We start from the raw sequence: 12,636 nt of genomic DNA, 5'->3' as shown, positions 1-12,636 counted from the left end.
CTAAGTGCTACTATAGGATAATAATTGAAATGGTGAAGACATGAAAAAAAAATATTTACGGATTATTACAGTAGCGATGCTGGTTTTGGTCGCAACTTTGTTGACGCGCTTTGATTCGTTTTTGTATCCTGATCCCGTCATCAAGGTGGAATCAGTCCAAGTGTTAAAAAAGGATAAGAGCACGGATGAGTATAAAAATACTGACACGCAAGTCACACAGAAAATCACCGGTCGATTTTTGAATACTGCTAAACGAGGTCAAAAACTCTCGTTAAAGAATACATATTATCAATCACAATTAACTGACCAAAAATTTCGGGTAGGGCAACAGGTGATGCTGATCAAAACAGGGAAGCATTACTTGATCAACGACGTGAAGCGAGATACGATCTTGGTCTTTACGATTGGCCTGATCGTTATCTTACTGTTTTGTATGCAGTTTAGCCGTCAAAAATTATTCATCAGTGTGATGCTGAACTTATTGGTTTATTACGGTTTCATGAAAATACTTATTAATACGCATAACAGCATTTTGTTACTGATGACCGTTATAACGGCTTTGATCATCTCTGGAATCGCACTGGTCGTTATTTTAGGTTTTACATCAGATGCGCTGATGGCATATGCTAGCACCGTCATCGCCACGACGGTCTCTATTTTGTTGAGTATTTTCTTATTAAAAATCTCGAATTACAGTGGTGTGCATATCGAACTGACTGATTTTGGCTTACAGCCGTACTTTAGCGTCTTCATCTCACAAGTCATCTTCAGTGTTCTAGGTGTTATTTTGGATGAGACGATGGATATTTCTTCCTCGCTGATCGAAATGAAAAAAGAAATTCCAGCGGTGACAGAAACGACTCTGTTCAAGTCGGGAATTAATATCGGTCGCGAACTGATCGGACCGCTGATCAATATCTTGTTATTCATCGTCATAGCGGAACATCTGAACGTTGTTTTGTTGTACTTGAGTAACGGTAATTCGATCAATTATACATTCAATATGACCTTGAGCTTAGGCTTGGCGCAGTTGTTGATCAGTGGAATCGGAATCGTTCTCACCGTTCCGATCACAAGTTTCATCGCTAGTAAAATAATTACAAGGAGGGCGATGGCATGACATTCTTGTTAGGCGCATTTGTAATTTTGTTGTTATTGGTGGCTGGTAGTCGAGGTATCTCGCTCTTGTTTGGATTGGTCATCAACGTTATTTCGATCGTTGCCTTACTGATACTGATAGCTGATGGTTTCAATGTCTTGATCACTACTGCCATAGTATCGGTAATTATCTTGATCGTCGCGATATTTATGAATGTCGAGAATCCTAATACCGCTAATATCGCCTTCAAGACGTCGCTACTGATCATGGTAGTCATCATCTTGGTTACTATTCCGATTGAATATTGGGCAAGCGCACAGGGGATGGGAGTGGAAGACCAAGAAGAGTTGGAAGGTTTCTCCCTTGCCGCGGGTGTGTCCTTTCCACAATTGGCGATCGCCATTATCGTCGTCAATAGTTTGGGTGTGATCTCTGAAACTAGCGTTGCGATAACTAGTGGTTTGAATGAAATTGTCGATAACAAGCCGACGCTGACACCGACTGAGGCCTTTGACGATGGCTTCTCAGTTGGTAATAGAATTTTAAGCACGCAGACTAATACGCTCCTATTCAATTTCTTTGCTTCGACTTTTCCGCTATTCTTTTTGATCCACTCACTGAATGACAATTTGACTGAGATCATCAATGATAAATTGGTAGTCGCACAGGTCATAACGATGCTGATCTGTGAAATAGGCGTCATTTTAACTGTTCCAGTTACTTCATACTTGGTATATCGTAGCGTTAAACGGAATAAAAAATAACACTCCATGTTGATGGGGTGTTATTTATTTATCTTTATGGTAAATCATTTCCTGCAGCGAAGTATACGTCGTACCATTCTTGCTTCGTAAGAGTGATATCCGCACCAGCCACACTGTCGGTAATGTGCTCAGGATTCATTGTACCGATAACAACTTGCATGTTAGCGGGATGTCTCAAGATCCAAGCAGTAGCGATAGCGTTTTTTGAAACTTTGTATTTGTCAGCTAGTTCTTGTAATTTTTTATTCAATTCAGGGAATTTGTCATTGTTGATGAAAACTCCTTCGAACATGCCGTATTGGAATGGTGACCAAGCTTGGATAGTTACGTTATTTCTTCTTGAAAATTCCAGGATGCCGCCGTCATGATTGATCGAACGTGTGTCGGCCATATTAGTGTGCATGCCGTAGTCGACCATGCCAGTGTGCATGATACTGAATTGTAATTGATTGATCAAAAGTTTTTGATCCACAGCAGCTTGAACCATCCGAAATTGCTCAGTATTGAAATTAGAAACACCGAAGTGACGGACCTTGCCGCTAGCTTGTAATTCATCAAAGGCTTCAGCGATTTCTTCCGGTTCCATCAGTGGATCCGGTCTGTGAAGTAAGAATGAATCTAAGTAGTCGATATCCATACGTTCCAAGATACCGTCGACTGCATCAAGCAAATGTTTTTTTGAGAAGTCGTATCGTTTACCAAAGACTAGATCACCGCCGCCACGTTCAGGATCTGTAACGATACCACCTTTTGATTGAATGAATAACTGATCTCTAGAAACAGAGGATTCTTTGAGAGCTTTACCGAAGACTAGCTCAGAATTTCCATTCGCATAAATGTCGGCTGAATCAATGAAGTTGACACCGCTATTTACACTGGCTTCGATGGCCTTGGTTGCGTCTTTTGTAGACAAAGTTCCCATGCGCATGATACCCAAAGCGACAGCAGATGCTTGCCACTTAGTCTTACCTATATTTACTTGTTTCATTATGTTGCCCCTCTCTAGTTGATAACTACACTTTAAGTCTTAGAGTGTAGTCTAAGTCAAGTCTGAATCGAAATTATTTCATAAATAAATTTTAATAATTACTTTTTACCCGTTCACTAGTATTATTATCAAAGTAGTTAGAATGGGGGAATCCGTTATGGGGAGCTTTAGGTTTTTTAAGGAACAAAACCGCAACTTCTGGAAATTCTTTTGGAAATACAGTCAGGTTATCATTCTGATAGAATTGATCATCAATTTTATTTTGATTCCAGCTTTGGCACTGTTGACCAACTGGATTTTGATGTTAGGGGACATCAAATACGTTTCATATACTAATTTATTGGATATCGTCTTACAGCAACCACTAGTCTTTGTAGGATTGATTTTGGTTTTATTGCTGATACTACTGTTAGTATTTAGCCAATTCGCAGTTGTGCTGCTCAGTTTTCAAGCCATCAAATCTAGGGCTAATTTGCGATGGCGGGATTATTTGAAGTCGATCGTTCGAGAGATCGCCAGTTTACCATTCAAAGCCTTCGGATTTTTCTTATTGTACTTTTTGATCATCACTCCCTTTGCGGACATAGGCTTCTCGTCGAACTTATTGAGTAAGGTCAAAGTTCCTCAGTTTATTTTAGATTGGTTATTCACAGAACATCTACCTTGGGGTATAACTCTGCTAGTTCTTTATATAGTTATTTTTTATATCGGGATACGTTGGCTATTTGTGATTCCGCTGATTATTTTTGATAATCGCAGTATTAAGAGCGCGCTAGATCGTAGTTGGCGCATGACTAGAAATAAATTTTTTTATTATTTAGGTGCGTTTTTTATCTTGTTCGTCGCCGCCTCGATTTTTTCCAACGTATCATACGGATTGATTCTGGCAGCGCAGTGGGGATTAGATCACATTTCGTTAGTACAGTTCCCCATGGCGATCGTCAACTTGACATTAGTTCAATTGATCAATATTTTGACAAGTATATTTGTGACTTCGGTATCAACCTTGATAATACTGAGTCAGACTAAGACCATGTATATTTACAATCCACGTAAGAATCGTTCTCACAAGTGGTTTTGGGCACTCTTATTCGTGGCAACGATTTTTAGTTTTGTGACATATGATGTAGTTTACTTCCAAGGTTGGCTGATGGAACGACCAGCGACTATCTCTCATCGTGGAGTTGATAACGGTAATGGTGTTCAAAACTCTATCTCAGCGTTAAAAGCTACCGCTAAGGAAAAACCTACTTACATTGAAATGGATATTCAAGAAACAAAAGACCATCAGTATGTTGTTTATCATGATAATACCCTCAAGGGGTTGGCAGGGATCAATAAGCGACCTAGCCAGATGACGCTGAACGAACTGACTCAGACCAAGATCCATGAGAATGGGAAGACGGCCTATATTGCTAGTTTTGACGATTACTTAAAAACTGCTACGCAGTTGCATCAAAAACTATTAGTCGAATTCAAGTCGGTCAGTGGAAATAGTGACCAATTTGTAGAGAATTTTGCCAAGAAGTATGGAAAACAATTGGGCAAAAATGGCGACATGGTTCATTCGTTGAAATACAGCTATATCGAGCAGAGTAAGAAATACATGCCTAAGATTGCTGCCAATTACATTCTTTCGTTCAATTTAACGGGAGTACCTATTAGTGATGCCGATGGATTCACTATGGAATATTCCACTTTGAATTCGAGTTTTGTTGATGGTAGTCACGCTATCGGTAAAAAAGTATATGCTTGGACGGTGAATGATACGGCTGACATGAGCCAGATGATGTTTTTGGATGTCGATGGCATTATTACTGATGATTTATCAGATTTGAAATCGGAGATACGAAGTAATTTTGATCAAGCAGGCTATGCAAAACGTATTTACAATTATATCTTGCAGATGCAAAATCCATTCTAAAAAAACGAGCTTGGAAATTTATTTCCAAACTCGTTTTTAGCATTCGACACCATCTTCAGTACCTTTTTCGTAAGCTCTGGAGTAGTAATCGATTTTACGGTCGATCTGATCCAAGTATGATTGAACTTCTTGGAGTTGTTTTTCTACGTCTTTGCGGTGTCCGATCAAAAAATCACGTCGTTCCTCCAGCGTGTCATCTCCATCTTGGCACCATTCGATGAACTCCTTGATATCTTTGAGACTCATGCCGGTTTTTTTGAGACAATTGATCGTCGATAAATAATCAAAATCATGTTCTTTGAAGTGTCGGCGACCATTGTCATCGCGAGTCACGAAAGGTAGGAGTCCTTTTTTATCGTAATATCTTAACGTGTACGAACTGATACCAGTTCTCTTTGCTACATCACTGATTGTATATCCCATAATTATCTCCTTACAAAATCAACTAAGAAATTTGTATCAATCTATTATCAATAGATTATAGACTATAAAGATTATTATGGAACACTTATTTAATACGGCTATTCAAATTCAAGCTGATATTTGACATGGCTGATACCATCGCCATCGGCGATCACCTGCAATTGTGCGGGCAGTTGATCTTCCAATTCACGCACGTGACTGATTATACCGATCATCCGTGAGTGGCTTTCGATCGTTTGGAGAGCTTCCATGGCAGTTGCCAGTGCATCCTCATCGAGAGAACCGAAACCTTCGTCGATGAAAAGGGCATCGATCTTGATACCACCAGCTTGGTTTTGGATCACTTCAGCCAGTGCTAGGGCTAACGACAGAGCAGCGATGAAACTCTCACCACCTGATAGCGTATGAACGCTACGAACTTTACCAGCGTTGTCATCATAGATGTTGATCTCTAAGCCAGTACCGTTCTTGTATGTACCGATATCTCGGTCAAGTTGGAATTGATAGCGACCGTTGGTCAGCTGTTGCAATCTAGTATTACCCAAAAATAAAACTTTTTGGAGATAAGTTTGTAAGACGAAACGCTCTAAACTTAATTTTTGTGAACCACTGCCGTTAGTGACGTCAGACAATTGCTTTAGTTCAGCTAATTGACCCTGTTGTTCTTGGACGTGTGAGAGGATCTCTTGCATCTTCTGGGTTAATTTTTCGTTGCTCTGAATCAAATTATCTAAATCGTGATATTTATTATCGAGACCATCTTCATTGTCCGAAGCCGATTGAGTTTTTTCGGCTAGTTTTGATAAGTCTGGTTGAGGTCTGTTAGCAATATTTTTCTGAGTAGTCTCAATTTTCCCTGCTAATGTAGACTTGTTTCTTTCGAAGTCACTGATGATAGACCGTAAGTTAGCTAGTTGAGGTAGTTCGGCTAATAAGGTCGCCAATCGTGGGAAATCAACGTCATGCCATCTAGTTCTCATTGCAGCAGCTAATGAATCATTGAGTGACTCGCTTCTCTTGTTGGCGTCAGCCAAGTATTCATTGGTGGAAGTTAAACTGGATGTGTTAGCAGAAAGTTGATTGTTGAGTATATTTAAACTTTGATTAGCTTCAGTGACGGTTTGCTGATACTGTGCTTCTACCACTGTAATTTTATTCAGATAAGTTTCTAGTTCGGCTAGATTTTCAAATTTTTCCGCCAGTTGCTCTTTTTGAGTGTGTAACTGAGTTTGTAGGCGGAGAACGATATTTTCATGTTCTTTAGTCTGAGTAGCCTGTGTGGTTTGTTGCTGCACGGAATTGGTCAAGTTTTGTTGAACCACGACTAAAGCTTCTTTAGCTTGTTGGGCAGTGATTTTTTGATGATGATTATTCATTTGTTCAACCTGTAAATTCGCTTGATAATCAGTTAATTTAGTATTCAATTCCGATAGGCTAGTATATTTAATTTCTAACTCTGCTTGTACTAGCGTAGCTAAAGAATCTTGAGAGGATGTTAATTCTTTTTTCATATCATCCAACTGTTGTTTTGAGTTTGCCAATTGAGTTTGTAAACTCACTAGCTGAGAATTAGCTTGGTCACTGATTTTCTTAGCCTGCTTAACTTGTTCTTCAGTTACTGTGATCGTATTCGTTGCTGCGGGCGCGGGATGTTCTGTGGAACCGCAAACTGGACACGGAGCGCCTGCGACTAAGTCCCTGCTCAGGAGGGCTATTTGTTCACTGGCCCAATCACTGTTTATTTGCACATACGCTTTTTTAAGTTTTTCAAACTCGTTTGTTTGTTGATCGACATCTATCTGCTGAGTGTTAATTTTTTGATTTTGAGATTCAAGTTTCGTTTGTTGCTGAGATACGGCTGTCACTTGCTCGAATATTTTATCGAGCTTATTTTTTTGTTCAGCTAAGTGATTTTCAGTTTCTAAGATAGTCGATAAGTTATCAGCCTGATTCTGCAAAATTCTATTTTGCTCAGTCAATTCTTTTGATTTTTTAGTTAATTCAGTATCTTGGATCTGGGATTTATTCAATTGATCTTGAGCCGTTTGTAAAGCTTTTTTTGTATCTTCGACTTGTTGATAAACTTCTTTTTTATCTTGTAGTGTCAGAATTTCATTCTGACGTTCTTTGGACAATTCTTTTTCATCATCGAGGTTTTTGATTTTATGTTCGACTGATTCTTTTCGTGTTTCTAAAGTCTCTTTAGTGGTTTTTAATTGTTGGATCTTTTCAGTATTCGTTTCGACTTGTTGCTGAGTTTGTTCCAACTGTTGGGACGCAGAAGCTAATGACTGCGCCCAATCTAAGGTCTCAATTTTTTGGCGCTGCTGTTTGATAGTTTCTTCTTGTTCCGAAAGTTCTTCTAGGTTTTTATTCAAGGAACTTAAGTCCGCATAATTTTGAGCTAGTTTCTTACCTTCAGCCTCGTTGTTTTGCGCGACGGACAAATCTTTCTTAGCCTGATCCAAAGACTGTTTCAGTTTAGCAAATTGTTGAGTTTGTAGTTTTTTTTGTTCTAATTGTTTGTCCAATGCCATTTGTGGAGTCAGTTCAGAAGGTTCCTCATCGTCCAAGTCTACCCAAACCAGCTGTTGTTGATAGGTACTGAGTTCTTTGGAGGCATCTTCATTTAGTTGTTGCTGTTGCTTGAGCTTGTTCTTAATATCCTGAGCCCAGTGACCGTAGAGATTAGTACCAAAGATATCACGGAGGACTTTTTCTTTTTCATCACTATTGGCCATCAGGAACTTACGAAATTGACCTTGCGGCAGTAAGACTATCTCTACAAATTGTTCTCTAGTTAATTGTAGTAATTCGTGAATATATGATTGAACTTTATTTATTTTTTTATATTCGTCCACTTGAGTCCCAGTCTCATCGAAGACTTGTAGCGTAACTTCGGCGGGTTGGAGACGAGTACCAGTACCACGTTTTTTTGGCAGTTCTTGCTCCGGTGTCCGAATGATCGAGTAAGTTCGGTCTTGATGTTCAAACTTGAATTTTACTTTAGTCTCGTCTTGCAGGGTCGCAAAGTCAGAGCGCATCTGCTTAGCCTGTCGATCGTTGCCAGAAGTACCGCCAAATAGAGCAAAGCACATGGCGTCAAAAATCGTGGTCTTGCCAGCGCCAGTATTGCCACTGATCAAGAAGACGGAAAAGTCATTGAAACGGGTGAAGTCGATCTTTTCGTGGCGATATGGTCCGAAATAATTCAATTCTAATTGTAAAGGTTTCATCCTAATTGACCTCCTTGTTGGCGTTCTTCAGTGTGCTTGCCGCCCAGTGTTCTTGATTAGGTGACATTTCTTCGTCAGTTGACTCAGTAAAGAAGTTTTTGAGAAGTGCCATGGGGTCGAGATTAGGATCTACTTTGGCGATAGTGTCAGTCTGAATTGGTCCGTTAACTCGCTCTAGGTTGATGATAAAAGGATAGATCTCACGCAATTGTTGCATCACATTAGGGATGATTTTTTTATCAGTCAATTGAACTGACAAGAAGTCATCTCTTTTTTGATGGTTATAAAACTCTGGTGTCGTTAGTGTCTGATAATCTTCAGTCAGGATACGAATGTCTTTGGAAGGTGTCAGTGGGAAGAATTCAATGTGATAAGGATCAGTGTCCACGATCCAAACGCCCTTCGTCTGCTTGGTCTCCGAAATAGAAAACTTCACAGGTGAGCCACTGTACTTGATCTTATCTGCATGTAATGCGTCTTTACCGTGTAAGTGACCAAGTGCCACATAGTCGAAGTCAGTGAGGATGTCGATTGGTACAGCGTTCAAACCTCCGACTGAAACTTGAGTTTCGGAATCCACGTGTTCGCTACCAGCCGCAAAAAAATGTGCTACTAAAACGTGTTTTTTTGCAGGATCGAATTGAGTCTTCATTTCTTCGACTAATTTGATCATCGCCTGATTGACATTTTTGATATCTTCATCTTGAAGATATTGTCGAGCTTGGAAAGGCTCAAAGTATGGTAATAAAAAGAACTGTGTATCGTTGAATTCCACAGGAGTGGTCGAATGACTGACTTTGGTATTCAAGTAGAAGTTAGTCGCACTGAACCACTCGCTACCAGTATGTAGTCTAGTTGCGCTATCATGATTGCCACTGATAGCCAATAATGGGAACTTGTGCTCCAAGTTCAAGTCTATCAGCATGCTGTTCAGTTGTTTGACCGAGTCTTCTCCGGGAACGGCGCGATCGTACAGATCACCGGCGATGACCACGGCGTCGACCTTTTGAGTTTCAGCGATCTTCAATATTTGTTCGTAAGTATCTTGTTGTTCATCGTGCAAATCGAAACCGTGTAATTTTTTACCGATGTGCCAATCTGCCGTGTGCAAAAACCGCATATAGATATCCCCCATGTTTTTAGTAACTATTTTTTAGTAACTATTATAATCCTTATTCAAGGATATACTTTAGCGTAGGAGATTCTATGTGAATGTTTGCAGAGTGTTTCTTGTGAAACAATTTATTCAATAGCACAAGAGTATTCCTAACTAAAGATATCGTTAAGAATATTATACGAACGTAGGTTTGCACACGCAAGCTAAATTTTCTCAACACATTTTTTGATCGTCGGAACGGAAATATTCTCATCGTAATTGATTTTGAGAAAGCGATGAATTTCAAAAATATCAACACTGTAACGATTGGAAAGTAAGCGGATGAAAGTCTTGGCGTCATCAGTCAAGCGTGATCTAGGTGAATCGTTGCGCCGAAATTTACCGATAAAGTCAGGTAGCTCCTGTTGGGGATTTTTTTCATAGGAGATGCTCTTGCGATCAGTCAGGGATTGGATCAGGTCGGACTGTCGCTCAACTTGTTCCTCTAATTCGTGGACGTGCAAAACTAATTCGGAAGTCACACTCTTATACTGTTCGATCTCTGATTTATAATTTTGTTCTCGAGCGACTAAGGTGTCCAATCCTTCTTTTGTCCAGAGGATGGCGTGGTCGATATTGAAACAACCGAGGTCGTCGATTTTTTCTAATTTGAGCGGATTGATCGGAGCGTTGGGTGTATCGGCTGTTTTGTCGTAATTGGAGTAGGGGTAGGTAGAGAAGTAAGCCTTGGTGTTCTTCGTGTAGCTAGATTTGGTATCGTGTTGGCGTGAGCGGATGTCCTCGATGAACTTCGGTATCAGATGCTTCATTGATTTACGATCCTTGTAGTGAATGATCAGCAGAGGGATGCTATTTTTTTTAGCAAAATTCATTCGAGCTGAACCATTTTGGGTGAGCCGGTGCCAAGCTGCGATCGAGCTGGGATTGTTATTGATAGGCCGATAATGTTGGGATCCGTTATATTCGATGATTGCTAAGAACCCATCGACATTCAACGCAAAATCTACGGGTAAAAAGGCGTCGTTGTTAACATTTTTCAGCCCTTGAAAGATCTTTTCGCGTTCAAAAAAGATGTTGTGGCGGTTGAGAATCTCAATTATATCCGATTCTGAATTTGAAGGTTGTTCCATGGTGGTGGTCCTCCTCATTTAAGCTATCCATATTCTATATAACTAAGTTGGTGCTCGTCTAATGAGAACCCTTTATTTTCTGATAAAAGCGTTTGAATAATTCTGGTAATTATTTAGTATTTATATACTGATTTAATCAGTGATTGAAAAATATATTTTGGAATATCATAAAAAAGTTTCACCCAATTTATTATCAAATCTTTAATAAAAACTGCTGTATTTCATTTTAATAGAAGTTATGATATGAGCACAGGTCGACCGAGTAAAAAAATGGAGCGAATCAAATTGAATATCGAATATTTACCACCGACGAAGGTGGCTTATTTTAGACGGGTAGGAATCTATGGCTTTGAAAATAAATCTCTGATGAAAACTTTTAAAAATTGGCTCAAAGCTGAAAACTTGTTCGAAAACTCTACCATCTTAGGGATAGCCTTGGATGATCCCCAAGTAACACCAGATCAAGACTGTCGTTATGACGTATGCTTAGTAACCGATAAAGAGGATTTTCAGACTACGATCAGTCAGAGCACTTTGACTGGTGGAAAGTACGCTGTCTTTAAAATTGAACATACGAAAGAAGCTATTCAAGATTTTTACACAGAGATGCCGCGACTACTAACTGCCAACGAGTTGGTGATCGTGGGACGACCTATAATCGAGCGCTATCGGCAGTCACTGGTAACAGCCGGTTATTGTGAGATGATGATTCCAGTTAAATAATAAAAAAGAAGGCTCGGGAGTCAAATTCCGAACCTTTTGTTTTGAAATCTACACATGATATTTGTATATACAATTGGATGCATCTATAATTGGAAGTAGAATGACATAATTCGCGAGTAAAGAGTCATCTAAGTGGTAGTGTATTATTGTTGTAAAATAAAAAGCGACTATGTTAAGGTATAAAACCTAAACATAATCGCTTAACTGATGCATTTATGGGCGGCCAGGGGATCGAACCCTGGACCCACGGATTAAGAGTCCGTTGCTCTGCCAGCTGAGCTAGCCGCCCATGTGTTAATGTGTTGTATCAACCAACGAGATATATAATACCATACGGGTAAAATATCAGGCAAGTACTTTTTCAATAAAATTTTTATTTTTTTTAAGCTTCAATTATGTTGATTTTGTTTTAATAGGATATAACTAGTATAATAGTCACGTCAAGGAGAGATAATATGGCAAAAAAAATTCTAGTAGTAGATGATGAAAAACCCATTTCCGATATTGTAAAATACAATTTGGAAAACGAAGGTTACGAAGTCATAACAGCTTTTGACGGTCAAGAAGCACTCGATAAAGTAGAAGAAGACGATCCAGATCTGATTTTACTTGATCTAATGTTGCCAGTTATTGACGGTTTAGAAGTGGCTAGAACTGTAAGAAAAACTAAAGATACACCGATTATTATGTTGACCGCTAAGGATACTGAAATCGATAAGGTTATTGGTTTGGAACTTGGTGCTGATGATTATGTGACCAAACCATTCTCTAACCGTGAATTAGTTGCTCGTGTGAAAGCTCGATTGAGAACGCAGAGAAATGTTCAAAATGACGAAAGCAAAAATAGCGAAATCAAGATTGGTGATTTAACTATTCTGCCCGACGCATACACAGTAACCAAGAATGGAAAAGAAATTGAATTAACTCATCGAGAGTTTGAACTATTGTATTACTTAGCTCAGCACATAGGTCAAGTAATGAAACGTGAACATTTACTTCAAACAGTTTGGGGTTATGACTACTTCGGAGACGTTAGAACGGTAGATGTTACCGTCCGTCGTCTTCGTGAAAAAATCGAAAATAATCCTAGTCAACCAGAATGGCTCATGACTAGACGTGGAGTGGGCTACTACCTCAGAGATCCTGAGGCAGAAGCTTAACTCATCAACTGACTCTTCGGGTCAGTTTTTTTGTTATCTTGAAAGCTGTATAATGAAAACTATATATTGCAA

At 39.3% G+C, this 12,636-nt stretch carries 10 protein-coding genes and 1 tRNA gene; 5 read left to right on the top strand and 6 right to left on the bottom strand.

Annotated features, from left to right (window positions below; genetic code table 11):
• Window positions 1-40 precede the first annotated feature (40 nt).
• Window positions 41-1,120, top strand: coding sequence for a YibE/F family protein (locus AC27FM_RS05765; protein WP_487086645.1), 1,080 nt, complete (start codon window positions 41-43; stop codon window positions 1,118-1,120).
• Window positions 1,117-1,863 carry a YibE/F family protein gene (locus AC27FM_RS05760; RefSeq protein ID WP_487086643.1) on the top strand — a complete coding sequence of 249 codons (747 nt, stop codon included), beginning with the start codon at window positions 1,117-1,119 and terminating at the stop codon, window positions 1,861-1,863. Before AC27FM_RS05765 ends, AC27FM_RS05760 begins: the two co-directional genes overlap by 4 nt.
• 34 nt (window positions 1,864-1,897) lie before the next feature.
• Here the strand turns inward: AC27FM_RS05760 and AC27FM_RS05755 are convergent, their stop codons facing one another.
• The gene (locus AC27FM_RS05755; RefSeq protein WP_487086641.1) at window positions 1,898-2,851 is read right to left on the bottom strand and encodes an aldo/keto reductase; all 954 of its coding nucleotides are present in this window, start codon (window positions 2,849-2,851) and stop codon (window positions 1,898-1,900) included.
• 157 nt (window positions 2,852-3,008) lie between these two features.
• On the opposite strand from AC27FM_RS05755, the gene AC27FM_RS05750 reads away from it, so the two are divergent.
• Entirely contained in the window at window positions 3,009-4,775 is a 1,767-nt protein-coding gene (locus AC27FM_RS05750) for a glycerophosphoryl diester phosphodiesterase membrane domain-containing protein (protein WP_487086639.1), read from the top strand.
• Window positions 4,776-4,811: 36 nt separating this feature from the next.
• Here AC27FM_RS05750 and AC27FM_RS05745 read toward each other — a convergent pair whose 3' ends face one another.
• The 4 genes from AC27FM_RS05745 to AC27FM_RS05730 form a co-directional block, all read right to left on the bottom strand.
• Window positions 4,812-5,198: a MerR family transcriptional regulator gene (locus AC27FM_RS05745; RefSeq protein WP_487086637.1), complete on the bottom strand. Its 387-nt coding sequence runs from the start codon at window positions 5,196-5,198 to the stop codon at window positions 4,812-4,814.
• A 98-nt stretch (window positions 5,199-5,296) separates the two neighbouring features.
• Entirely contained in the window at window positions 5,297-8,434 is a 3,138-nt protein-coding gene (locus tag AC27FM_RS05740; RefSeq protein ID WP_487086635.1) for an AAA family ATPase, read from the bottom strand.
• 1 nt (window position 8,435) lies between these two features.
• On the bottom strand, window positions 8,436-9,554 hold the full coding sequence (locus AC27FM_RS05735) for an exonuclease SbcCD subunit D (protein WP_487086633.1): 1,119 nt from the start codon (window positions 9,552-9,554) through the stop codon (window positions 8,436-8,438).
• A 200-nt stretch (window positions 9,555-9,754) separates the two neighbouring features.
• Entirely contained in the window at window positions 9,755-10,681 is a 927-nt protein-coding gene (locus tag AC27FM_RS05730; protein WP_487086632.1) for a hypothetical protein, read from the bottom strand.
• A gap of 243 nt (window positions 10,682-10,924) precedes the next feature.
• Between AC27FM_RS05730 and AC27FM_RS05725 the strand changes: the two genes are divergently transcribed.
• On the top strand, window positions 10,925-11,404 hold the full coding sequence (locus AC27FM_RS05725) for an AraC family transcriptional regulator (protein ID WP_487086631.1): 480 nt from the start codon (window positions 10,925-10,927) through the stop codon (window positions 11,402-11,404).
• 216 nt (window positions 11,405-11,620) lie between these two features.
• On the opposite strand, the gene AC27FM_RS05720 is transcribed toward AC27FM_RS05725, so the two are convergent.
• A tRNA-Lys gene (locus AC27FM_RS05720) sits at window positions 11,621-11,693 on the bottom strand.
• 166 nt (window positions 11,694-11,859) lie between these two features.
• Between AC27FM_RS05720 and yycF the strand changes: the two genes are divergently transcribed.
• Window positions 11,860-12,564, top strand: coding sequence for a response regulator YycF (yycF, locus tag AC27FM_RS05715; protein WP_025023587.1), 705 nt, complete (start codon window positions 11,860-11,862; stop codon window positions 12,562-12,564).
• The last annotated feature ends 72 nt before the right edge of the window (window positions 12,565-12,636 follow it).

The sequence above is a fragment of the Companilactobacillus sp. y65-5 genome, assembly GCF_057541095.1.
The sequence above is the reverse complement of the archived record's forward strand: the minus strand, read 5'-3'. Positions and strand labels throughout refer to the sequence as shown.